The organism is Streptomyces sp. NPDC025618 (genome assembly GCF_055558795.1).
In genome coordinates, this window is the sequence record NZ_JBVHLW010000050.1 from 1 (window position 1) to 22052 (window position 22052).

Consider the following 22052-nt stretch of genomic DNA (forward strand, 5'->3'; position numbering starts at 1 on the left):
CCCCCCCCCCCCCCCCCCCCCCCCCCCCCCCCCCCCCCCCCCCCCCCCCCCCCCCCCCCCCCCCCCCCCCCCCCCCCCCCCCCCCCCCCCCCGCTACTCGAAGACCGAGGGCGGCGGCGCCGGTGACGGCTTGGCGCTCGCGTCGGTGACGGGTGCCGCGCCGCCCGTGAAGTCGGCCAGGGCGCGGCCGTGTTCGACCCTTCCCTGGTGCGGGTCGGTGGCGGCGCGCCGGGTCAGCTCGGCGACCGGCAGCTCGTGGTCGGAGGCCAGCAGCACGGCGTTGCCGAAGCGGCGCCCGCGCAGGACCGCCGGGTCGGCGGTCAGGCACAGCTCGGGGAAGACAGTGCGCACGGTGGCGATCTGCGCCTTGACGTAGGACAGGGGCGGCCCGTCCGCGAGGTTCGCGGCGTAGAAGCCGCCCGGCCGCAGCGCGCGCCGCACCTCGGCGGCGAACTCCGCGCTGGTCAGGTGCGCGGGGGTGCGGGCGCCGCTGAAGACATCGGCGATGATCAGATCCGCCCAGCCGTCCGGCACCTTGGCCAGACCCTCGCGGGCGTCACCGCCGCGCACCCGGACACGCCAGGAGGGGTCCAGGGGCAGCTCGCGGCGGACCAGCTGGACGAGCGGGGCGTCGATCTCCACGATCTGCTGGGTGGAGCGGGGCCGGGTCGCGGCGACGTAGCGGGCGAGGGTGAAGGCGCCGCCGCCCAGGTGGAGCACCTGGACCGGCTTGCCGGGCGGGGCCACCAGGTCGGCGATGTGGCCGAGCCTGCGCTGATAGGCGAATGCGAGATACGCGGGGTCGTCGAGGTCGACGTGGGACTGCGGCGCCCCGTCGATCGTCAGGGTGAAGCCGCGTGGCCGGTCACGGTCCGGCACGAGGGCGGCGGTCCCGCCCGCCACCTGCTCGGTGACCGGCTCCGCCGCCCGCCCACGCCCTTGCTTCTGCCTGCTCTTGCCCATCGGGCAATTATCGCCCGCGCCGCCCCCGGGCCGCCCGGCCACCGGCGGCGGGCCGCCTAGCGGCAGCGGTCGACGGCCGCGATCGTGCGCGCCGCCTCGCCGAGCGCCGCCCGCAGCACGACGGGATCCGTCGCCTCGGAGAACGCGGCCTCCGGCGCGACGAGCCAGCCGGTGCCGGTGAGCGGCGGCGGCTCCGCCGGGTCCGTCTGGAAGCCGCGGCCGCGCGGCTGGGTGCAGGCGCTGCCCGGGACGTCCCAGGCGTCCGCCGTGCCGGGCGGCACCAGGAAGCCGAGGGTGTCGCACTCGCCGTCGTGCAGCACGGGGCCGACGCCGTCACGCAGCCGCAGGATGTCGACCGCCTCCAGGCCCTGCCGGGCGGGCACGGTGACGAGGTCGCACTGCCCGGCGTCGACGGCCGCCTGGGCCGCGCACGGGGACGGCGACGGGCTGTGGTCCTCACACGGCAGGTGCAGGGCCGTCGTACGCGAGCTGCTGATGTCCACTCCGGCCTCCACCAAGGGAAACCCCTCCTCCGCCGTGCCACTCCGCGTCGAGCGCGCTCATGGGTACAACGCGCGAACCACGTCAACGGCAACGGTGCCATGCCGTCACAAAGGATGGCACTTCATGGCGGATCGCAAGTGAGATATCCGTTTTGTAGCCAAACACGGGGTAGTGGCCCCCTCGTTGCCGGTACGGTCTTCTCCGCCGAGCGGCAGCTCCGCCGCTCCGGCAGCCCGACGGGCAGCAACAGCCCACGCCCCCGTTCGCATCCCGCGGGGCGGCATTCGCCAGGAAGAGGGGCCGGCCATGGCGTCGTCCCACGCGTCACCTCCACCCCGCCCGAACGAGACGTTCCGGCAACTGCGGGGCAGCCGCTCACCGGCCGAGTTCGCGGCGGCCGTACGGCGCGCGGCCCGGGAGATCGGCGAGCAGGTCTCGTGCGACGCGCGCTACATCGGGCGCGTGGAGTCCGGCGAGATCCGCTGCCCCAACTATGCCTACGAGCGCGTGTTCCGGCATATGTTCCCCGGCAGGGAACCGGCGGACATGGGTTTCACGCCGCGGAACGTGGTACGCGGAAAGAAGGCGCGCGGAACCGCCGAGACGTCGCCACGGGAGTCCGGGGAGCCGCTCGCCGAGCACGCCCCGGCCGCTCCCGGCATTCCCTTCGACAGCCACAAGGAGAGCGACGTGTTGCGTCGCGCGTTCATGACCAGCGGCACCGCGGCGATGGCGGCGGTCTCCCTGGGGGCCGTCGTCCCGGCCCCCCGCTCCCCGCGCCACGCGGGCGAACCCGAGGCGGCGGCCGTCGAACAGGCCGTACGCCGCATCCGGCTGCTGGACGACCGGCACGGCGCGGACGGCCTCTACCGGCGCGCCGCGCGGCCGCTGCGGGTGGCGTACGAACTGCTGGACGCGGACACCCGGCGGCAGTCGGTCGCGGACCGGCTGCACGCGGGGGCGGGCGAACTGGCCATCTCCGTCGGCTGGCTGGCCCACGACTCGGGCCGCTTCGCGGACGCCCGCTCGCACTACGCGGAGGCGCTCGCCACGGCACGGGTCGCCGGGGACCCCGCGCTGGAGGCGCACGCCTTCTGCAACACCTCCTTCCTCGCGCGCGACGCGGGGCGCCCGCGGGAGGCGGTCCGGGCGGCGCAGGCGGCACAGCGGGCCGGCCGCCGGCTGGCGTCGCCGCGGCTGATGTCGCTGCTGGCCCTGCGGGAGGCGGGCGGCTGGGCCGGGCTCGAGGACCGCGGGGCGTGCGAGGAGGCACTGACGCGGGCGCGCGCGCTCTTCGAGCGCGGGACCGCCGACGCGGACCCGGAGTGGATGTCCTTCTTCGGCGAGGCGGAGCTGGAGGGGCTGGAGGCACAGTGCTGGTCGGCGCTCGGCGACTGGGCGCGCGCGGCGGACCACGCGCGGCGCGCGGTCGACCTGCAGAGCCCGCACTTCGCCCGCAACATCGCGCTGTTCACCACCCAGCTCGCGAGCGACCTGGCCCACGGCGGCGAGCCGGACGAGGCGGCTGCCGCGGGTGACCGCGCGCTGGACCTGCTGACGGAGGTCCACTCGACGCGCATCAAAACCATGCTGGCCACGACGGCCCGCCGCCTCCGCCACCACCCACACGAGGCGGAAGGTTTCCTGAGCCGGTACCGGCACGCGGTGGCGAGCGGCGGCTAGCCGCTCGCGGCAGCGCGGGGTGGCGGCATCCCGCAATCGGTGACCCGCAGGCGAAAGACGCCGCAGTCAGGCGATCCAGCCCGTCCGGCGCTCGAGGACACCGCCGCGCAGCGGTGGTGCGGGACGACTCACCCCGCGGACAACGACTCGGCCCAGCCCGCGGAACCGCCCCTCAAGCCAAGTGCCCCGTGTCGTTCCACCGCTCGATCGCCGGCGCGTCGTACGCCCAGCCCAGGATCGACAGCGACGTGGGGTCCAGGCGGATGCGCGCCGCGAAGGACGCGTCGAGGCCCAGCCAGCGCGCCCCGATCGTCCGCAGGATGTGGCCGTGCGCGAAGATCAGCACATCGCGGTCGGCCGAGCGCGCCCACTGGACGACCTCGTCGGCGCGGGCGCTGACCTCCGCCAGGGTCTCGCCCTCCGGCACGCCGTCGCGCCAGATCAGCCAGCCGGGGCGCCGCGCCTTGATCTCGGCGGGGGTCATCCCCTCGTAGGCGCCGTAGTCCCACTCCATCAGCGCGTCCCAGTCGGTGGCCCGGTCGCCGAAGCCGGCCAGCTCGCAGGTCTCCTTGGCGCGCACCAGGGGGCTCGTGCGGATCTCGACGTCCGGCAGTCCGTCCCAGGGGGCGCGGTGCAGGCGCTCGCCGAGGAGCTTCGCGCCGCGCCGGCCCTCGTCGAGGAGCGGGATGTCCGTGCGGCCGGTGTGCTTGCCGGACAGCGACCACTCCGTCTGTCCGTGCCGGGCCAGCAGGATGCGCGGTGCCATGACGAGGGACCCTTCAGAAGATTTCGGTGATTTTCACTACAGACGGCGGCAGATAATTACAAGCCCTGCCAGAACCCATCCGCTCGTCCTCCATCATCGCTCACACCCGCCTCAGGCAACCCTCCAGTGGCTTCCGGCGTCTCCTCCCTCGCACTCCGCCCACCCTCGCCGAACGGCGGGCGAACTGGGCGTTTCCGATAAGCCGCGGGGCGGTGTGCGAACGACGCGGCGTACACCGTACGGTGGCATGCGCGCTTGTTGGCCGCCTGAACAAATGGAGAGCGTCCGGATGTACCGCACCGCACCACTCGGGAAGCGGCCGCGCTGGTGGACCGAGCTGCCGCTGATCGCCGTGGTGTACGCGCTGTACTCCGCGGGCCGCCTGCTGGTCAGGCAGGACGTGCAGACGGCCGTCGACCACGGGCTGTCGATCCTCGACCTCGAGAAGACCTTCCGAATAAATTTCGAGCACCCGCTCAACCGGCTGCTCACGGACCACCCGGCCCTCGGCATACCCGCCGACTTCGCCTACGCGTCCCTGCACTACATCCTCACCCCGGCACTCCTGGTCTGGGCCTTCCGCCGCCGCCCGGCCGACTACCGCCTCCTGCGCAGCTGGCTGATGATCTCCACCCTCATCGGCCTCATCGGCTTCACCCTGCTGCCCACCTGCCCGCCCCGGCTGCTGGACCCGGCCGAGGGCTTCGTCGACACGATGCGGATGTACGCCGAGTACGGCTGGTGGGGCGGCGACGCCAGTGCCCCGCGGGGCCTCGGCGGGATGACCAATCAGTACGCCGCGATGCCGAGCCTGCACGTCGGCTGGGCCCTGTGGTGCGGCGTCGTGATGTACCGCTACGGCCGCACCCCGTTGGCGAAGATCGCCGGTGTCGTCTACCCGCTGTCGATCGCCTTCGTGGTGATGGGCACCGCCAACCACTACTTCCTGGACGCCGTCGCGGGAGCGGCCGTCATGGGTGTGGGCTTCCTGCTGGCCAAGCCCGCGCTGCGGTGCGTCGACCGGATCACGGACCGTTCCTCCCGGTCGACAGGCAAGGAAACCGCCGGTACGCCCGCGAATGTCGGTGCCGGATGCGAGACTTCGGCAGGTACAGCGCTTCCCCGGGGCGCGGCCTCCGGCTCCCCGGCCGGAGACGGCTCCCGGGGCGCGCCGGAGAGACTTCGCGAGGCGGACGCCAGTGACCAGATCCCTCGACAGCCGGCCACCGGCGAGGCCGGAGACAGCCGCGCCGACGGCGCTGCGGCAGCGGCTCGCTGAGCTGCGCGGGCCGGGCACCGCTGCCCGCCCGCTGGACGCCCGTGCCCTGGCGGCCCTGGCCGCCAACCCCGGCTGCCGGCGCCGGGCGCTGCTGGACGGCGCGGGGGTCGACAAGGGGGCGCTGGCACGGGCCCTGGGCGCCCCGGCGACCTTCGGGCAGTCGCAGTTCGCCCTGGTGCGCGGCCACTCCTTCGAGCAGCGCGTCAAGGCCGACGGCGGGGCCGCCCTGATCCGCCTGCTGCACGAGCGGCTGGCCGACGGCACACCCGCGCCGGAGCCGGGCTCCGTCGACACCCCCGACCTCTCCGCCGCCGGTCCCGAGGGCCGCACCGCGCGTACGGCGCTGGCCCTGCGCGAGGCCACCGCCGCGGGACGCTGGGCGCTCCTGGACCACCCTCTGCTGGCCCTGGGCGTCGCGGGTACGCCCGCCTATCTGGAGCCGGACGCCGTGGTCGTCCACCCCGACGGGAGCTGGACCGTCGTGGAGATCAAGTCCTTCGCGATGGTCGACGGCGCGGCGGACGCCACGAAGGTGGGCGCGGCGGCCCGGCAGGCCGCGGTCTACGTCCTCGCCCTGGAGGAGGTCGCGGCGCGGCTGGCTGCCGCCCCGCGCGTGCACGCGCGCGTGCTGCTCGTCTGTCCCAAGGACTTCTCCAACCTCCCGGCCGCCGAGCTCCTCGACGTACGCAAGCAACTGGCCACCACCCGGCGGCAGCTCGGCCGGCTGTCCCGCGTCGAGGACATCGCGGCCGGCCTGCCTAAGGGCACCACCTTCGACCTGCGCCTCGCCGAGGACGGCCGCACGGCGACGCGCCCCGCGGAGGAGCTGCTGGACGCCGTCGAGTGCGTCGAGGCGGCGTACGCCCCGGAGTGTCTGGCCGCGTGCGAGCTGGCCTTCCGCTGCCGGGCGCGGGCCCGGCGGGCGGGCGCGGTGGAGACCCTGGGGCGCGGCCTGCGCGGGGAGCTCGGCGGACTGACCACGGTGGAGTCGGTGCTGTCCGCCGCCCTGGGCGAGACCGGCGACCCCGAGGACCCCGCCGTCGCCGCCCTGCGCCGCGCGGCCGCCCTGCGCGCCGAGGCGCTGGCCCTGGCCGGCGCGGGCACGGAGGCCGCCGTATGACGACTCTCCACCGCTCCTCCCCCGCCGGCGGACAGAAGGGGCCCGCATGTCGCTGATCACCTCGCTCGCGCGCATGGAGGCCGTGCGGGACGGCAGGGCCCGTCCCCTCGCGACCGTGCGGCACCGGCACCTCGCGGAGCGGCCGCTCGTGTTCGTGCCCCTCACCACGGCCGGCGAGGCGGGCGCCCCGCTGGGCGCGCTGGTGGGCACCGACCGGGACGCGCCCCGGCTGCTGGTGGTGCCGCAGCCGCGCGACAGGGACCTGCGGTTCGCGTTCCTCGCCGAGCTGGCCGACGCGGTGCTGCCCTACGTCGAGGGATTCGCCGACGCGGTGGAGACGGAGGAGCGCAAGGAGACCGACCCGGAGACAGGCAGGAAGGTGCCGGTCGAGGTCGAGCTGTGCGCACAGGCTCCGCAGCTGCTGGTGCCGGGCACCGCGGCGGTGGAGTACGTACGGCTGCTGGGCCGCTCCATGCGGTTCCGGCGCACCGCCGAGCAGGATCCGGAGGCGGCGTATCCCGCGCCCCCGCGCGTGCCGCTGCTCGGCCGCTGGCTGACGCACTTCGGGGAGCGGGCGCGGGTGCCCGGCTCGTCGCTGCTGCTGCCGATGACGCAGCTGCTGAGCAGGCACTGGGCGACGGGGCAGAGCAATCTGGAGGACCAGCACCTGGGCGCGCTGCTCGCCTGGATCGCCCCGCCGCCGGGCTCGACGGGCGCGGCGGCGGCGCTGCGCGCGGAGCTGGCCCGGGACGCTGACGGGCTGCTGCTCCATCCCCCGGCGGGTCCCGCGACGGACCCCGCGTTCGACAACAAACGGCTGGCGCCCGCCACGGCCCGCTTCGACCGGGCCCGCGCGGAGGCGGCGGAGGCGGCCGCCGCACTGGCGGCGGCCGGGCCGGCGGGCGCGGCCATGGCCCAGGCCCGGCAGCGTGCCGCCGCGGCCGCCCTGGAGAGCGCCGAGCGGGAGATCCGCGCGCTGCTGGAGTCACAGCTGCGGCCCACGTGGGACGCCGTGTGGCAGGGCGTCGACCTGCTGCGCGGCCTGCCCGCGGGCGAGCGGGTGGCCGACCGGTGGAAGCGGGACCGGTGGTCCTACACAGCGCACCGCGATCGCGTACGGGCCGGGGAACCGCCGCAGCCCCGGCGGGACGACGCGGTGACGGCCGCCCGGAAGCTGGCCGCGCGGGAGACGGCGCTCGCGCAGCTCGACGCCCAGGAGGCGCTGGACGACCCGCTGGTGATGGCCGCGCGGCGGCTGTCCGGGGAGGCGTTCGCGGGCGAGGTCATCGAGGTGGTGATGGAGTATTCGACGGCGAAGGTGCCGCGCCCGCGGCCCCTGGTGACAGTGCGCACGGACGACACCCCGCTGCTCGCCGAGGGCGCGAAGGTCCACCGGGCGCACGGCGCGACGTCGCAGACGGCGGAGTTCGTCGGCCCGGTGGCGGGCGAGCCCGGCGTGCTGACGGTGCGGCTGACCGGTGGCATGGGCCGGGGCAAGGTTCCCGACGCGGGTTCGGTGCCGGAGAAGGGCGACCGCGTCTGCTGGACCCTCTTCGAGCACGCCCCGCGCGGCGGGCCCGAGCTGCCCGACCCCGAGCGGACGCCCTGGACCCACGGCGGCCCGCCGGGCGAGGCCGTGGAAGCCCCCGATCCGGTGACTCCGGAGGACCACCTGTGAACGTGACGGTGAACGTGACGGAGGACCGGCTGTGAACCCGACCGACGCGGCGCACGCCGTCCCGGCGGCGCGGTCCCGCCCCGCCCCCGGATTCGACCCGTCCGCGGCGGCCGGCGCCGCGACCGACGCGATCCTGCGCGACACCCTGCACAGCACGCACCGCGGCGTCGTCGTCGACTCCCCGCCGGGCGCGGGCAAGTCGACGCTGGTCGTGCGGGCGGCGCGGGAGCTGGCGGCCGCGGGCCGCCCGCTGATGATCGTCGCGCAGACCAACGCCCAGGTCGACGACCTGGTGCTGCGCCTGGCCGCGAAGGACCCGGAGCTGCCGGTCGGCCGGCTGCACAGCAACGAGGCCCAGCCGTACGACCTGGCGCTGGACGCGCTCCCCTCGGTGGTGAAGTCGGCGCGGGCGGCCGACCTCGCGGGGCTCGACGTGGTGGTCTCCACGGCCGCGAAGTGGGCCCACACCAAGGTCACCGAGCCCTGGGGGCACGCGATCGTCGACGAGGCGTACCAGATGCGCTCCGACGCGCTGCTGGCGGTGGCCGGGCTCTTCGAGCGGGCGCTGTTCGTCGGCGACCCGGGGCAGTTGGACCCCTTCAGCGTGGTGGGCGCGGAGGGGGCGGCGCAGTGGGCCGGGCTGTCGTACGACCCTTCGGCGAGCGCGGTGTCCACGCTGCTCGCCCACAATCCGGGCCTGCCCCAGCACCGGCTGCCCGTCTCCTGGCGGCTGCCCGCCTCGGCCGCGCCGCTGGTCTCGGCGGCCTTCTATCCGTACACCCCCTTCCGCAGCGGCACCGGGTACGGCGACCGGCGGCTGGCCTTCGGGGTGCCGTCGGACGGCTCGGCACCGGACCGGGTGCTCGACGAGGCCGCCGAGACGGGCTGGGGCCTGCTGGAGCTGCCCGCCCGCCGGACGCCGCGCACGGACCCGGAGGCGGTGGGCGCGGTGGCCCACGTCGTCCGGCGGCTGCTGGACCGCGGCGGCGCGGCCACGAGCGAGCTCTCCCCCGACCCGGTGCCGCTCACGGCGGACCGGATCGCGGTGGGCACCGCGCACCGCGACCAGGCGGCCGCCGTGCGGTCGGCGCTGGCCGGCCTGGGGGTGCGCGGGGTGACCGTGGACACGGCGAACCGGCTCCAGGGCCGGGAGTTCGACGTCACGGTGGTGCTGCACCCGCTGTCCGGCCGCCCGGACGCGACCGCCTTCCACCTGGAGACGGGCCGCCTGTGCGTGCTGGCGTCACGCCACCGGCACGCGTGCGTGGTGGTGGGCCGGGCGGGCGTCGACCAGCTCCTGGACGAACACCCGTCGACGGATCCGGTGCGCCTGGGGGTGACGGTGAAGTTCCCGGACGGGTGGGAGGCGAATCACGCGGTGTGGGCACACCTGCTGGAACACCGGGTGACCTGGCGGCCATGACCGGCGCCCCGGCCCCGCCCGGCCGACGGCAAGCACCACGCCGCCCAACCGCCGGACGGAGTCCGGCACGCCGCCGGAGGCGGCCAGCGGTCACAGCCCCGGACGGGTGGGAGGCGAATCACGCGGTGTGGGCACACCTGCTGGAACACCGGGTGACCTGGCGACCGTGACCGGCACTCCGGTCCCGCCTGTATAGCGGCAAGCACCACGCCGCCCGACCGCCGGGGGGGCAGCCAATGGTCACGTCCCTGGCCCCGTTCGCGCCTACCGGGTGACTCGTCAGCCCGGTTCGCGGCCGCGGGTCGTGTCCGGCTGGTCGCGCGGTTTCCGAGCCCCTTGAACCCGCGCCACCGCATCGCGCCACTACGAAGGGACACGGCCCGCCCATCGGGCCCACTTGCGCGGCGCAGGACAATGGATGGCGGTGCAGACGATCCTGGAGGTATGTACATGTGCGAGCCGAAGCCGGCTCCCGGCGCGCGCGACAGTGGGCCGCGTCGTTTGAAGCCCGCGCAGCTGCTCTTCGAGCCGCCCGAGGCCCTCGCCGACCCGGAGCACTTCTTCGACCTGGAGTCGATCGAGGACCCGCGCGAGCTGCTGGCCCGTTCCACCGAGCTGGCGCTGGCCTTCCGCGCGGCGGCCGACAGAGCGATCGAGTTCCAGGCCGTCGCCGCGGCCCAGCTCGCCGACCCCCGGCGCTTCGACCGGCTGCCGACCGCGGTGATCGCGGCGCGCGCCGAGTGGAGCGAGGACTACGCGAAGAAGATGGTCGAGTTCGGCCGTGACCTGCTGCGGGGCAGCAGCACCGTCGACTGACCCGCACGGCCCGTGGTCCAGGACCATGGGCCGTTGGCATATGCGCGGCGGAAGATAGCGCACCGCCCGCCACGCTGTCCCGATTTCCCGTAACTACCGCGAGCGGGCGGGGGCGTGGCGCAGACCATAGGACATGAACTCCCGGCCGAACGACCCGCGCTCCATCCGTTTCCGGCGGACCGCCCCCGCCCGCCCCCGGCGCGCCGCACCGCCGCACGCCGCGTACCGCCCCGCCGCCTCCTACGTCACGCTCGCGGGGGCCGACTGGCTCGCCTCCGCCGGCGCCGCGCCGCATCATGTGCACGCCCTGTGGGCGGAGAACCCGGGCGCCCCCATGGTGCTGCCGTGCGGCACGGCGTTCGACGTGGTCGGGCTCCCGGCTCTCTTCGGCCGCAAGGTCCTGGACCGGTTATGGGCGAACGGACCGGGGTCCGGGCCGGTCGCCGTCCAGCGTGGCCGCCTGCTGCTCTTCGCCGCCCCCGGCACGGCCCAGCGGCTGCCCGCGCTGCTCACGTGGGAGGAGTGGGCCCGCGCGATGCCGCCGCTGCTGTGCCACGGGACGGGCGACGCGGTGACCGTCCCCCCGCTCTATCCGCCCGCCGACGACGAGCCCGTGCCCCCGGCCTCACGCTGGCTGGTCGCCCCGGAGACGCGCCACCCCTGGCTGCCGGACGCCGAGGTGCTGCTGTGGGCGTGCGTACGGGTCACCCGGGAGGCCGCCGGCCCGGATCTCAGGAGCGGCCGCGCGTACCCCGAGGATGCCCCGGCCACCCGTGTGACCAGCACACCCGCGCATTCTCCCGGCTGAAACATGCGGATTTTCGTTCCACCGGATCAGGGTGCTAGAGTCTTCCACGTCAGCAGGCGCCGCTAGCTCAGTTGGTTAGAGCAGCTGACTCTTAATCAGCGGGTCCGGGGTTCGAGTCCCTGGCGGCGCACAGACAGAAGAAGGCCCCTCACCTCGGTGGGGGGCCTTCTTCGTGCGCGGAAATCGCTGTCAGTCCCGGGTCACCGCGACCGTCCAGGAGCCGCCCGCCGTCCGGCCCCGTACGGACACCCGCACCCCGTCGGCGTCCGAGCGCAGGGACTCCCCCACGCCGAGCGGCGCGTCGGCGAGCGCGGGGTAGACCGACTCGCCCCAGCACGCCTGGTGGCCGGGGTGACCGTCCAGCACCTGCACGGGTCCGTTGCCGGAGGCGGTGTCGCTCTGCACGCGGTAGACGAGCACGCCCTCCGTGCAGGTGGCGGCGTCGTTGCCGGACGCGGAGCGGGCCTCGACGGCGATGGCGCTCTCGGGGCTCGTGCGAACCACGATCAGGCGGGTCCGGTTGTCGCCGCCCGGCTTCATCGGGGCCTCCAGGGGCTGGAGGGTGTGCAGGCTGCCGCCGCGCCCCCGGACGCAGGCGACCTGCCGCGAGCCGAGCCAGCCGAGCTTCCACTTGTGCCAGCCGAAGGGGTCCGAGGCCAGCCCGAACTGGCTGCCCATGAGGTCCCAGTCGCCGACGTGGGTGTCCCAGTCGCCCTTGCCGTCCTGCGGACGGTGGTAGAGGTCGGGCAGATCCAGGACGTGGCCGGTCTCGTGGGCGAGGACGTTGCGGTCGGGCGGGTGGTGCTCGAAGACGGTGACGACGCGGCGCAGCGTGGTGCCGTCGACCTGGACGGGGTGGTCGAGGTTGACGACCTTGGTCGCGTCGGAGTCGACGCCGGGGGCGTCGGGGTCGGCGACGAAGTAGACGAGGTCGTAGCGGCTGAAGTCGACGTCGCCGTCGGCCACGGCGATGGCGTCCCGCAGGTATTCGGAGCGCTGGTCGCCGTCCCAGTCCCGCTGTATGTGGTACGAGGTGGCGGGCCGGGGCATCCGCAGCCACTTCTTCAGCGGGTGGGCCTCGAGGGAGAACCGCCCGTAGGAGGCCCGCTCGAAGAAGCGGGAGGTGGCGGGGAAGTGATCGGCCGCGAGCCGCTCCGGGGCGACCTCGGGCCTGGAGTCCGGGAAGGACAGGAAGATCATCACGGCGTCGAGCCGGCCGACGGGCCGGGGGTAGGCCGGGTTCCAGGTGTCGAGCCCCTCGGAGTGGTGGGCCTGGCTGCGGGGCAGCGCGCACGGCCCGCCGGGCCCCACCGCGTGCGCCGGCCCGGCGACGACGGTGGTAGCGATCGCGCAAAGGGCGGTCAGGACGGCTCCGACGCGGCGCAGTCGCGGCCGCGGCCGGTCCACCCCCATGGGTGTCTGCGGACGCACCACGTCGACCTCCCGGGACGGATTCGGGACACCTCACCCAGCCTCATTGGATTTGTGGTGATATGCCCGTTTCTGTTACCCCGGTCGAGTGACTAAGCCGACTTCTGGGTACATCACACTCAGTCACTGACGGTCAATCGAGACGGCGTGGCGCCATCAGCTCAGCCAGGAGCGCGCAGGGTCGATCAGGAAGGGACAAAGGGGAGAAGGCACCCGGAGCCCCGAGGGCCGGGCCGCTGGAACGGGCCACGTGCGCGCTCTATGATCGCCACATTTCCAGCACGGATTCCCCCGGACAGGCGGCCGCCAGCCGTGTGTTCGGACGTACGTACGAGATCCATGAGACCCATACGAAGCCAGTGCGGAACGAATGCCATGCGGGAGCGAGCGGTGAGCGGAACCCTCGACAGCCAGGGCGGCGCGCCCGGTTCAACGCCTACAGTCGTCACGCAACGTAATGAATCCAGCGATTTTCGCGCCGCCTTCAACGCCGCGCAGCTCGCCATGGCCGTGGTGGGCCGCGACGGGCTGGTGCGTACCGCCAACCACGCGCTCGGCGAGCTGCTGGGCACCGACCCGGCCCGGCTCGCCGACGCGCCGGCCGCCGATCTCACCGGGCTGCGCGAGGATTCGCGCACCTGGCTCGCCTATCGCGAGGTGCTGCTCGGCCGCCGCGAGCGGCTGCACTGCACCCGCCGGCTGCGGCCGCGGGGCGGACAGGGGATGTGGGCCGAAGTGATCGTCACGCCGCTGCCCGACAGCTGCGACACCCTGCTGTCGGTCGCCGACATCAGCGACCGGCGCGATCTGCGCGCCCGGCTGCGGCACTTGAGAATGCACGACCCGGTGACCCGGCTGCCCAACCGGAGCCTGTTCTTCGAGCGGCTGACGACGGCGCTCACCACGGGAGCGGTCGCGCACGGCGGGCGCGGCCGGATCGGGCTCTGCTATCTCGACATCGACGGCTTCAAGGCGATCAACGACACCCTCGGCCACCGGGCCGGCGACCGGCTGCTGAGCGCGGTGGCGAAGCGGCTGACGGAGTGCGCGGCGCCGGGCGGCCATCTGGTGGCCCGCCTCGGGGGTGACGAATTCGCCCTGCTGGTCGAGGAGTCGGCGGGCACGGAGCAGCTCATCGCCCTCGCCGCGGCCGTACAGACCAAGCTGCAACGGCCGTTCGAGGTGGCGGGCCAGCGGCTGTCCGTGTCGGCGAGCATCGGGGTCGTCGAGCGGCCGGCCGCCGGTACGCACGCCACGGAGCTGATGCAGGCCGCGGACACCACGCTGTACTGGGCCAAGGCCGACGGCAAGGCCCGCTGGACCCTCTTCGACCCCGAGCGCAACGCCCACCGGATGACCCGTCAGGCCCTCTCCAGCACGCTGCGCCCGGCGGTCGAGCGGGGCGAGTTCGTGCTCCAGTACCAGCCGCTGGTGGGGCTGGGCGACGGGGTCGTGCGCGGCGTGGAGGCGCTGGTGCGGTGGCGCCATCCGCAGTTCGGGATGCTCGCGCCGAATCGGTTCATCGGGCTGGCCGAGGAGACGGGCGCGATCGTCCCGCTCGGCCGCTGGGTGCTCGCGACCGCCTGCCGCCAGGCGCGGCGCTGGCAGCTGGACCACCCGCGGGCGCCGATCGTCGTCAGCGTCAATGTGGCCGTGCGGCAGGTCTGGGACTCCGACCTGGTCGCGGATGTGGCGGCGATCCTCGCCGAGACGGGGCTGCCGCCGCGGCTGCTCCAGCTGGAGCTCACGGAGTCCGCCGTGATGGGCTCGGCCGGACGGCCGCTGCAACAGCTGCAGCAGCTCAGCGACATGGGCGTGGCCATCGCCATCGACGACTTCGGCACGGGCTACTCCAACCTCGCCTACCTCAGCCGGCTGCCGGTCTCCACGCTCAAGCTCGACGGTTCCTTCGTCCACGGCTTCCGCTCGGAGGAGCCGCCGAACCCGGCGGACGAGACGATCGTCGAGGCGCTGGTCCAACTGGCGCACCGGCTGGGCATCAAGGTGACGGCGGAGTGTGTGGAGAGCGCGGAGCAGGCGGAACGGCTGGGCCGCATCGGCTGCGACACGGGCCAGGGCTGGTTCTACTCCCGCCCCGTCGCGGCGGACTCGATCTCGGCCCTGCTGGGGACGGTGGGGGTGGGGCGGTTCTGAGGGCGTTCTGCCGGACGGGGTGCCCGTCCGGCAGAACGAGCCGCCCTACTTTCCCGGCAGCCCGAAGGCGTCCGCGATCAGGTCGAAGCTGCGCAGCCGCGCGTCCGCGCCGTGCGCGTTGGAAGTGATCATCAGCTCGTCCACGCCCGTCCGCTTGACCAGGCCCCGCAGCCCCTCGGCCACCTCGTCCGGCGTGCCGTGGACGACGTTCGCCAGCCAGCTGTCGACGAACTCCCGCTCGCCCGCGCGGTAGTCGTACGACTCCGTCTCCTCCGGCGTCGGGATCAGGCCGGGCCGCCCCGTGCGCAGCCGCAGCATCGAGAGCGCCCCGGTGCGCACCTGGCGGAGGGCCTCGGCCGCGTCCGGCGCGGCGAACGCCTGGACGCCGATCTTGGCGTACGGCCGGTCGAGGATCTCGGACGGCCGGAAGGACTCGCGGTAGAGGTCGAGCGCCGGGATCGTGTTCGCCGAGGAGAAGTGGTGCGCGAAGGAGAACGGCAGTCCGAGCACACCGGCGAGCCGCGCGCTGAAGCCGGAGGAGCCGAGCAGCCAGATGGAGGGGCGGTCGGCCCGCTGCACCCCGCCGGGAACCCGGCCCTGGACGGGGCCCGGCACCGCGTGGATGCGGGAGTAGGGGTGCCCGTCGGGGAAGTCGTCGTCCAGGAAGCGGGTCAGCTCGGAGAGCTGCTGCGGGAAGTCGTCCGCGTCCTCCCGGAGCCGGTCCGCGCGGCGCAGCGCGGCGGCGGTCGCGCCGTCCGTGCCGGGCGCGCGCCCCAGGCCGAGGTCGACGCGCCCCGGGGCGAACGCCTCGAGGGTGCCGAACTGCTCGGCTATGACGAGCGGCGCGTGGTTGGGCAGCATCACGCCGCCCGAGCCGAGGCGGATGCGGTCGGTATGGGCCGCGATGTGGGCGAGGACGACGGCCGGGGAGGAACTGGCGATGCCGGGCATCGAGTGGTGCTCGGCGACCCAGAAGCGGTGGAAGCCCCGCCGCTCGGCCAGCCGCGCCAGCTCGACGGTGGTGCGGAGCGCCTGCGCGGCGGTCCGGCCGCTGCCGACGGTCGCCAGGTCCAGTACGGACAGAGGGACGGGCGCGCTGCCCTCCGCCGTGCCCCGGATACCGTCACTCACGGGGGCACCGCCCTGTACATCGGCCACGGTGGTCCGCCTTCCTGATCGCCCGCGGCACTCCCGTGCCGCGCTCCGGTCGTCTCGCTTTCGCCGGGAGCAACCGGAGCGACTCTCCGCTTATTCCCGTGGCAGGCCGCTTCCCCGATCTTCCCCCGGTCTCGCCGTACCCACATGACAAGCGCATATGCCAAAGTGCCGCGCCCCAGGACAGCGCCTTGCCCGTTGGCCGCGGTCTGGTCAACACCCTCTCCCTGGTAGCCCTTTCGCGGTTATCGTGAGAGCGGGAAACTTGACGGCAAGCCCGCTAGGGGGGAAACCGTGGCGCTCAAACACGAGCCGACCGCGCCGTTCCACTCGGTGCAGTACGCCCTCCGGGTGCTGGACTCGGTCTCGAATCGCCCCAGCGGTGTGACCGAAGCGCTCATCGCACGCGAGACCGGCCTGTCCACCGAGCACCTCGCGCCGTTGCTGCTGATGCTCCGCCGCGAGGGCTACGTCGAGCGGCTCGCGGACGGCGCGTATGCCGCCGGCGACACCCTGGCCCTGCTGGGCTCCGCCGACGACCGCACCCAGGCCCTGCGGCTCAAGCTGCGGCGGTCGCTGTCGGAGCTGCGCGACTCGGTCGGCGCCGCCGTCTATCTGAGCCGCTACGTCGACGGCGAGATCAGGATCACGGACTTCGCGGACAGTCCGCAGACCCCCAAGGTCCACGAATGGGTCGACTTCCGCTCCGCCGCCCACGCCAGCGCCATCGGCAAGTGCCTGCTCACCCAGCTCGACCACGACGACCGCCGCGACCATCTCTCGCGCCACAAGACGGCCCGGCTCACCTCCCGGACGATCACCAGCGAGAAGGCCCTCTTCCGCAGGCTCGACGCCCAGCCCGCGACCGTGCCCGTCCTCGATCTCCAGGAGTACGCGGTGGGCACGGTGTGCGCGGCCGTGCCGATCACCGCGGGGCGCTCGGTCGGCTGCCTGGCGCTCTCGCTCCCGCTGTCCCACGCCCACCGGCTGCGGCAGGCGGCCGACACCCTGAACCGGCGGGCGACGCCCGTGCTGCTGTCGATGGCCCTCTGATCCCGCCGGTCCGGGCCCCGGGCAGGCGGGTGGTCGGGAGCACCCGTTCGGACCAGGTATATTTATCTCTGTCAGCAGGCGCCGCTAGCTCAGTTGGTTAGAGCAGCTGACTCTTAATCAGCGGGTCCGGGGTTCGAGTCCCTGGCGGCGCACAGACAGAAGAAGGCCCCTCACTCCGGTGAGGGGCCTTCTTCGTGCGCGGAGCCAGGGGTACGGGGCGGGGCGCCAGGGGTACGGGGCACGGACCACGGGGGCCGCGCACGGAATCCAGGTACGGAATCCGGTACGTGACCGGGATCATGACAAAAGTCATCGCGGACCCATGATGTCCGGGCCTGCCGCCGGGCCACCCCCGCCGACAGAATTTTTCCCATGGACAACGCGACGATCGCACCCGCCACCGCCACCGGCACCGCCGCTGCCACCACCCCCGCGCAGCCGGCCGACATCAAGCCGCTGCCGCTGTGGTATTTCGGCTTCGAGGCCGTGGCCTCCGGCGCGTACGACCTCTACAAGGCGTTCCCGCAGATCCTCTGGGTGCTGGGCGCGCTCGCCGTGGTCAACCTCGTCGTCTCGCTGACCGTCCTGCGCTCCCGGCTCCAGCTGGCCAAGCGGCTGTGGCGCGGCAAGAGCACCCGCAAGATCGCCCTCGGGCTGCTCGCCCTCCGGCTCGGCAGCCACTTCGCGCTGGCCCTGCTGGGCCTGTCGGTCGTCTCCACCGCGGGCCACCTCGCCTTCGCCGCGGTGATGGCCGCGATATCCGGCCCGCTGCTCTGGTTCGCCCAGCGCACCGCGCTGCGGGCGCTCGCCGCCGAGGACGCCCGCACGGCGGAGCTCGCCGCCCGGGAGGCGTGAGGGGCGGGCCCGTAGCATGGAGGGCCCACCCCGCTCGCACGAGAAGCCCGCGTCGCCGAGCCCGTGCGAGCAGAGCGACAGGAAGGAGCAGTACGTGCCGCAGCACCGCCGTCCATCGGCCGCCGCCGTGCTCCTGCTCCTCCTCACGGTCGTCTTCGGCCCGTCCCTCGCCGGGACGGGCCCCTTCGCGTCCGCGTCCGGGAAGGGGACCGCCGTCTCGAAGGTGGCGGAGGCCGCCCGGCAGACCCCTGTGTCCGCGCCCGGCTCCGCGGCCCGGCCGCACGCCGCGGACGCCTTCGGCTCGGGCGGCACCTGCAAGCAGCAGGACGCGCCCCTCAGTGGCACCCAGGCGGTCGTCCCCCACGCTCACACCGACCCGCTGACCGGCCCGGGCACCGGCCGCACCGCCCTGCCCGAGGGCCACGCGCCCCGGCCGGGCGCCCCCCGCGCGCCGCCCGTCCCGGTCGGCGGCTGCGCCGAGCTCCTCCCCGTCCTACGGATCTAGACCGTCCGCCCACGGCCCGCGCACCGGGCCGTGCCCCGGCATGTCCAGATTTCCGTACGCCCCAGGGAGCACTCCCCCATGTCCGCACGTCTCTCCTCACCCTCCCGCCGCATCGCCGCGATCGGCGCGGTGGTCGCCCTCGTGGTCGCGCTCGTCGCCACAGGCATCGCGATCGGCAAGAACGCCGGCGGCTCCGGCAAGCGCCAGCCCGCCGCCGCTGACGCGGCCCCCTCCGCCGACGAGCGGCAGAAGGTCTACGCGCAGCTGGAGAAGGCCAGCGTCCGCCGCGGCGGCGACGACCCGCTGGCCGTCGGCAAGGCCGACGCGCCCGTGGTGCTCGTGGAGTACGCCGACTACCAGTGCTCGTACTGCGGCAAGTTCACCCGCGACAGCCAGCCCGAGCTGATCAAGAAGTACGTGGACGAGGGCACGCTGCGCATCGAGTTCCGCAACTTCCCGATCTTCGGCAAGGACTCCGAGCGGGCCGCCCGCGCGTCCTGGGCCGCCGGGCAGCAGGGCCGGTTCTGGCAGTTCCACGACGAGGTCTACGCCAAGACCCGCAAGGGTGACGCGCTCGCCGAGGACAAGCTCGTCGACATGGCACGCACCGGTGGCGTCGAGGACCTCGACAAGTTCCGCGCCGATCTGAACGGCTCCGCTTCCGCGGCCGCGGTCAAGAAGGACCAGGAGGAGGGGTACTCCATCGGCGTGCAGTCCACCCCGACCTTCCTCGTCAACGGGCGGCCGATCGCGGGCGCCCAGCCCATGAGCGCCTTCGACGAGGCCATCGCGCAGGCCGAGGCGGCGAAGAAGAGCGACAAGTGACCGACATCGGCTACCTCGCCGCCTTCCTCGGCGGCACCCTCGCCCTGGTCAGCCCGTGCAGCGCGCTGCTGCTGCCGGCGTTCTTCGCGTACTCCCTCGCGAGCCCAGGCCGGCTGCTCGCCCGCACCGGCGTCTTCTACCTCGGGCTCGCGACCACGCTCGTCCCTCTGGGCGCCGCGTCCACCGCCGCCAGCCGCCTCTTCAACGGCCACCGCGACGTACTGATCACCGTCGGCGGCTGGCTGGTGATCGCGATGGGCGTCGCGCAGATCCTCGGCCTGGGCTTCGCGTCGAAGCGGGCGCAGGCCGCGGCCGGGCGGATCACTCCGCGGTCCGCGGCGTCGACGTTCCTGCTGGGCTGTGTGTACGGACTGGCCGGGTTCTGCGCCGGGCCGATCCTCGGCGCGGTGCTGACCCTGACCGCCGCGACCGGCAACCCGGCGCTCGGCGCGTCGATGCTCGCCGTCTACGCCCTGGGCATGGCCCTGCCGCTGTTCGTGCTGGCCCTGTTCTGGGACCGCTTCCAGCTCGGCCGCCGCCGCTGGCTGCGCGGCCGCGAGCTCCGGGTGGGCCGGCTGCGGCTGCACACCACCTCGCTGGTGTCCGGCCTCTTCTTCATCGGCATCGGCGTGCTCTTCCTCGCCTACGACGGGACGACCGGCCTGCCCGGCATCCTGGACGCCGACCAGGAGTTCCGCCTGGAGGAGCTCGCGTCCCGGGTGGGCAACGCGGTGCCGGACTACGCGCTGCTCGCGGTGGTCGCGCTGGTGGTGGCCGGCGTACTGGCCCGGATCGCCCTGCGCCCGGAGAAGCGGCCGGAGCCGGGACAGGACTGACGGCCGGCCGGCCGCCGGGCCCGACCCCTTTGGATCGGGCCCGGCCGGCGCACCGGGACCGGTCAGAACTGCACGTCGGAACAGGCGTAGAAGGCGTTGCCCGTGTCCGCGATCGTCCACACCGCCAGGATCAGCTGCTTGCCCGTCCGCCCGGCCGGGATCGTCCCCTGGTGGGTGACGGTCGCGTCCGGGATCCGGCCGCCGTACGGGACGGTCAGGAACGGCTCGTCCTCCAGGTCCGACCGGGTGAGCGGCCGGGTGGGGTCGTAGCCGGGCTTCGTGAGGTAGTAGCGGAAGTCCGTCGTGGCGTGCCGGGCCGTGAGCCGCCAGCGGAAGGTGTAGTCCTGCCCGGCCGTGACCGGGGTCGCGGGCCACTGCCCGCCCCGGGGGTCGTCGAGCTGCGCGAAGCGGCTGTTGCCGCCCGCGCATATCGTCCCGTCGGACGGCCCGTGCGAGGGGAACCCCTTGGGGCCCTCGACGCTCTGGGGTTCCCACTGGATGTCACCGCAGTCCTGCGCGGTGCCGTTCGCGCAGAACTCCTGGCGACTGGTGGGAGAGTCGGTGTAGCCGTGACTGCCGGCACTGCCCGTGCCGAGCAGGGAGACGGCGGCGATGCCGAGGCCGATGATCGCCGCACTGATCTTTTTGCGCATGCTTCGCTCCTCGAAGAACGTGGGGGGTTCTGTGAGCCGAGTGCTGTGAGCCGAGTGCTGTGACCAAACAAAAACTGCGGTCTAGACCAAGGCGGAGGCTAGTACCAGCCTTTAGTCATGTCCAGGCCAATGGAGGAAGTCATCCGGCCGAAGTTCACCCGCGAGGACGTCACCGGTTCGCCGCCGGAGGACGGTTGTCCCGCGTCCGGGCACGCGCCGGCCTCGCGGCACTTCGTGATTCAAGGACGCGCCCTTGACGCGGACCACCGGGCGGACAGTCCGTACCGCGGCGGTACGGGCGACGGGCCGGGCCAGGGTCAGCGCACCCGGCCGTACAGGTTCGGGTCGTAGTGCGCGAACGTGGAGACCCGGACCTTCTTGCCGGGCCTCGGCGCCTCGATGTACCGCTTGCCGCCCAGATAGATCGCGGCGTGGTGCACCCCGGACGCCTTGCCGTTGGTCGACCAGAAGACGATGTCGCCGCGGCGCAGGGCCGACCGCGGGATGCGGGTCGTGGCGCGGTACTGGTCGGCCGCTATCCGCGGCAGCCTGGCCCCCGCCTTGCGGTACGCCTTCTGGATGAGCCCGGAGCAGTCCCAGCGGTGCGGGCCGTTGCCGCCCAGCACGTACGGATCCCCGATGTGGGCCATCGCGAAGGCGATCGCGGGTTCGAGATCCCGCCGCCCGGCGGCCGGCCGCTGGGGATGCTGGGGCCGCGCCGGCTCGGGGGGCGCCGGGGGCTCCCGCGTCTCCTCCTGGCCGGACTCCTCGGCGGGCGCCTCCGCCTCCTCCTCGGCGGCCCCTTCGTCGTCCCCCTCCTCGACACCCTCCTCCTCGGCGTCGCCCTCCTCGACCTCGCCGTCGGGGGCCGCCTCGGCGTCGACGGTGTCCGGATCCGCCTCCGACTCCGGCACGGCCTCGACCGCGCCCTGCTCCTCCTCCGCATCCCCACCCGCGGAGACGGCGCCCGGGTGCGGGCTCGGCGGCCCCAGTGGGGCGATCGCGCTCTCCGCCTGCCCCGGACCCGGCTGCGGGGACGCCACCGCCGCGCCCACCCCGGGCCCCGCCAGCACCACCGCCCCCACCGCCACCGCCACCGCACCCCGGAGAGCACACCGGTGCCGTACGGGCCCGGCGGCCGGCCGGCGCTTCCCCACGGCCACCGCGGCGGCCCCGTCGACGCAGAGCGCACACGCGCAGTCGCCAGGTATCGCCTCGGTGAAAGCCGGTATTCGCACGGCACCGCTGCCTTCCGTCGTACTCGGCACAGCTTCTCAAGGGCCACGGAAAACCGCATGCCGGAAATTGCGGACGATCCCCCCAGGGGGCGAAGACCCCGCACCCCCGCCCGCACCGCCCGCACAGCGCCGCACGCAGGCGCTTCCCCTTCCCACCGGCCCGGGAGGTGGTCAGGAGCACCCTCTGGGATCAGGTAGAGTTTTCTCTGTCAGCAGGCGCCGCTAGCTCAGTTGGTTAGAGCAGCTGACTCTTAATCAGCGGGTCCGGGGTTCGAGTCCCTGGCGGCGCACAGACAGAAGAAGGCCT

At 74.0% G+C, this 22052-nt stretch carries 20 protein-coding genes and 3 tRNA genes; 16 read left to right on the top strand and 7 right to left on the bottom strand.

What is annotated here, in order from left to right; genetic code table 11:
- Nucleotides 1–93: 93 nt before the first annotated feature.
- Nucleotides 94–963 (bottom strand): spermidine synthase, encoded by an 870-nt coding sequence (locus ACZ4A5_RS27940; RefSeq protein ID WP_467590057.1) that lies wholly within the window; start codon nucleotides 961–963, stop codon nucleotides 94–96.
- Between the two features lie 56 nt (nucleotides 964–1019).
- Nucleotides 1020–1466: a hypothetical protein gene (locus ACZ4A5_RS27945; protein ID WP_467590060.1), complete on the bottom strand. Its 447-nt coding sequence runs from the start codon at nucleotides 1464–1466 to the stop codon at nucleotides 1020–1022.
- A 307-nt stretch (nucleotides 1467–1773) separates the two neighbouring features.
- Here ACZ4A5_RS27945 and ACZ4A5_RS27950 point away from each other — a divergent pair, with 307 nt between their 5' ends.
- Nucleotides 1774–3150, top strand: coding sequence for a tetratricopeptide repeat protein (locus ACZ4A5_RS27950; RefSeq protein WP_467590062.1), 1377 nt, complete (start codon nucleotides 1774–1776; stop codon nucleotides 3148–3150).
- Nucleotides 3151–3322: 172 nt separating this feature from the next.
- Here the strand turns inward: ACZ4A5_RS27950 and ACZ4A5_RS27955 are convergent, their stop codons facing one another.
- On the bottom strand, nucleotides 3323–3916 hold the full coding sequence (locus ACZ4A5_RS27955; RefSeq protein WP_467590065.1) for a histidine phosphatase family protein: 594 nt from the start codon (nucleotides 3914–3916) through the stop codon (nucleotides 3323–3325).
- 289 nt (nucleotides 3917–4205) lie between these two features.
- Here ACZ4A5_RS27955 and ACZ4A5_RS27960 point away from each other — a divergent pair, with 289 nt between their 5' ends.
- From ACZ4A5_RS27960 to ACZ4A5_RS27990, 7 genes are all read left to right on the top strand, one after another.
- Nucleotides 4206–5195, top strand: coding sequence for a phosphatase PAP2 family protein (locus ACZ4A5_RS27960; protein WP_467590068.1), 990 nt, complete (start codon nucleotides 4206–4208; stop codon nucleotides 5193–5195).
- Nucleotides 5116–6315, top strand: a complete 1200-nt coding sequence (locus ACZ4A5_RS27965; RefSeq protein WP_467590071.1) for a hypothetical protein — start codon at nucleotides 5116–5118, stop codon at nucleotides 6313–6315. Before ACZ4A5_RS27960 ends, ACZ4A5_RS27965 begins: the two co-directional genes overlap by 80 nt.
- Nucleotides 6316–6361: 46 nt before the next feature.
- On the top strand, nucleotides 6362–7993 hold the full coding sequence (locus tag ACZ4A5_RS27970) for a hypothetical protein (RefSeq protein WP_467590074.1): 1632 nt from the start codon (nucleotides 6362–6364) through the stop codon (nucleotides 7991–7993).
- 31 nt (nucleotides 7994–8024) lie between these two features.
- Nucleotides 8025–9416, top strand: a complete 1392-nt coding sequence (locus tag ACZ4A5_RS27975; protein WP_467590077.1) for an AAA domain-containing protein — start codon at nucleotides 8025–8027, stop codon at nucleotides 9414–9416.
- Between the two features lie 450 nt (nucleotides 9417–9866).
- On the top strand, nucleotides 9867–10232 hold the full coding sequence (locus tag ACZ4A5_RS27980) for a hypothetical protein (RefSeq protein WP_398868400.1): 366 nt from the start codon (nucleotides 9867–9869) through the stop codon (nucleotides 10230–10232).
- Between the two features lie 133 nt (nucleotides 10233–10365).
- Nucleotides 10366–11040, top strand: a complete 675-nt coding sequence (locus tag ACZ4A5_RS27985) for a bifunctional DNA primase/polymerase (protein WP_467590080.1) — start codon at nucleotides 10366–10368, stop codon at nucleotides 11038–11040.
- 56 nt (nucleotides 11041–11096) lie between these two features.
- Nucleotides 11097–11170 (top strand) — tRNA-Lys (locus tag ACZ4A5_RS27990).
- Between the two features lie 59 nt (nucleotides 11171–11229).
- Here ACZ4A5_RS27990 and ACZ4A5_RS27995 read toward each other — a convergent pair.
- Nucleotides 11230–12453, bottom strand: a complete 1224-nt coding sequence (locus ACZ4A5_RS27995; protein ID WP_467590144.1) for a M6 family metalloprotease domain-containing protein — start codon at nucleotides 12451–12453, stop codon at nucleotides 11230–11232.
- A gap of 522 nt (nucleotides 12454–12975) precedes the next feature.
- Between ACZ4A5_RS27995 and ACZ4A5_RS28000 the strand changes: the two genes are divergently transcribed.
- The gene (locus ACZ4A5_RS28000) at nucleotides 12976–14625 is read left to right on the top strand and encodes a putative bifunctional diguanylate cyclase/phosphodiesterase (protein ID WP_467590147.1); all 1650 of its coding nucleotides are present in this window, start codon (nucleotides 12976–12978) and stop codon (nucleotides 14623–14625) included.
- 45 nt (nucleotides 14626–14670) lie between these two features.
- Here ACZ4A5_RS28000 and ACZ4A5_RS28005 read toward each other — a convergent pair whose 3' ends face one another.
- Entirely contained in the window at nucleotides 14671–15756 is a 1086-nt protein-coding gene (locus ACZ4A5_RS28005) for an LLM class flavin-dependent oxidoreductase (RefSeq protein ID WP_467590083.1), read from the bottom strand.
- A 318-nt stretch (nucleotides 15757–16074) separates the two neighbouring features.
- Between ACZ4A5_RS28005 and ACZ4A5_RS28010 the strand changes: the two genes are divergently transcribed.
- The 6 genes from ACZ4A5_RS28010 to ACZ4A5_RS28035 all read left to right on the top strand — a co-directional run bounded on the left by ACZ4A5_RS28010 (nucleotide 16075) and on the right by ACZ4A5_RS28035 (nucleotide 19854).
- Nucleotides 16075–16833: an IclR family transcriptional regulator gene (locus ACZ4A5_RS28010; protein ID WP_467590086.1), complete on the top strand. Its 759-nt coding sequence runs from the start codon at nucleotides 16075–16077 to the stop codon at nucleotides 16831–16833.
- Nucleotides 16834–16911: 78 nt separating this feature from the next.
- Nucleotides 16912–16985 (top strand) — tRNA-Lys (locus ACZ4A5_RS28015).
- A 220-nt stretch (nucleotides 16986–17205) separates the two neighbouring features.
- The gene (locus ACZ4A5_RS28020) at nucleotides 17206–17688 is read left to right on the top strand and encodes a hypothetical protein (RefSeq protein WP_467590089.1); all 483 of its coding nucleotides are present in this window, start codon (nucleotides 17206–17208) and stop codon (nucleotides 17686–17688) included.
- Nucleotides 17689–17782: 94 nt separating this feature from the next.
- Nucleotides 17783–18193, top strand: a complete 411-nt coding sequence (locus ACZ4A5_RS28025) for a hypothetical protein (RefSeq protein WP_467590092.1) — start codon at nucleotides 17783–17785, stop codon at nucleotides 18191–18193.
- A 78-nt stretch (nucleotides 18194–18271) separates the two neighbouring features.
- Nucleotides 18272–19018, top strand: coding sequence for a DsbA family protein (locus ACZ4A5_RS28030; RefSeq protein ID WP_467590095.1), 747 nt, complete (start codon nucleotides 18272–18274; stop codon nucleotides 19016–19018).
- Nucleotides 19015–19854: a cytochrome c biogenesis CcdA family protein gene (locus ACZ4A5_RS28035; protein ID WP_467590099.1), complete on the top strand. Its 840-nt coding sequence runs from the start codon at nucleotides 19015–19017 to the stop codon at nucleotides 19852–19854. The genes ACZ4A5_RS28030 and ACZ4A5_RS28035 overlap by 4 nt, the downstream gene beginning before the upstream one ends.
- 62 nt (nucleotides 19855–19916) lie before the next feature.
- Here the strand turns inward: ACZ4A5_RS28035 and ACZ4A5_RS28040 are convergent, their stop codons facing one another.
- Nucleotides 19917–20507: a lytic polysaccharide monooxygenase auxiliary activity family 9 protein gene (locus ACZ4A5_RS28040; RefSeq protein ID WP_467590102.1), complete on the bottom strand. Its 591-nt coding sequence runs from the start codon at nucleotides 20505–20507 to the stop codon at nucleotides 19917–19919.
- A gap of 317 nt (nucleotides 20508–20824) precedes the next feature.
- Nucleotides 20825–21745, bottom strand: coding sequence for a C40 family peptidase (locus tag ACZ4A5_RS28045; protein ID WP_467590105.1), 921 nt, complete (start codon nucleotides 21743–21745; stop codon nucleotides 20825–20827).
- 216 nt (nucleotides 21746–21961) lie between these two features.
- Between ACZ4A5_RS28045 and ACZ4A5_RS28050 the strand changes: the two genes are divergently transcribed.
- A tRNA-Lys gene (locus ACZ4A5_RS28050) sits at nucleotides 21962–22035 on the top strand.
- Nucleotides 22036–22052 lie beyond the last annotated feature (17 nt).

Bases quoted from the DNA above. Each gene is read 5' to 3' on its own strand.
- ACZ4A5_RS27960 (WP_467590068.1), top strand. From the start codon at position 4,206: ATGTACCGCACCGCACCACTCGGGAAGCGGCCGCGCTGGTGGACCGAG.
- ACZ4A5_RS27970 (WP_467590074.1), top strand. From the start codon at position 6,362: ATGTCGCTGATCACCTCGCTCGCGCGCATGGAGGCCGTGCGGGACGGC.
- ACZ4A5_RS28040 (WP_467590102.1), bottom strand. From the start codon at position 20,507: ATGCGCAAAAAGATCAGTGCGGCGATCATCGGCCTCGGCATCGCCGCC.
- ACZ4A5_RS27950 (WP_467590062.1), top strand. From the start codon at position 1,774: ATGGCGTCGTCCCACGCGTCACCTCCACCCCGCCCGAACGAGACGTTC.
- ACZ4A5_RS27940 (WP_467590057.1), bottom strand. From the start codon at position 963: ATGGGCAAGAGCAGGCAGAAGCAAGGGCGTGGGCGGGCGGCGGAGCCG.
- ACZ4A5_RS27985 (WP_467590080.1), top strand. From the start codon at position 10,366: ATGAACTCCCGGCCGAACGACCCGCGCTCCATCCGTTTCCGGCGGACC.
- ACZ4A5_RS27980 (WP_398868400.1), top strand. From the start codon at position 9,867: ATGTGCGAGCCGAAGCCGGCTCCCGGCGCGCGCGACAGTGGGCCGCGT.
- ACZ4A5_RS27955 (WP_467590065.1), bottom strand. From the start codon at position 3,916: ATGGCACCGCGCATCCTGCTGGCCCGGCACGGACAGACGGAGTGGTCG.
- ACZ4A5_RS27995 (WP_467590144.1), bottom strand. From the start codon at position 12,453: ATGGGGGTGGACCGGCCGCGGCCGCGACTGCGCCGCGTCGGAGCCGTC.
- ACZ4A5_RS28000 (WP_467590147.1), top strand. From the start codon at position 12,976: ATGGCCGTGGTGGGCCGCGACGGGCTGGTGCGTACCGCCAACCACGCG.
- ACZ4A5_RS28020 (WP_467590089.1), top strand. From the start codon at position 17,206: ATGGACAACGCGACGATCGCACCCGCCACCGCCACCGGCACCGCCGCT.
- ACZ4A5_RS28030 (WP_467590095.1), top strand. From the start codon at position 18,272: ATGTCCGCACGTCTCTCCTCACCCTCCCGCCGCATCGCCGCGATCGGC.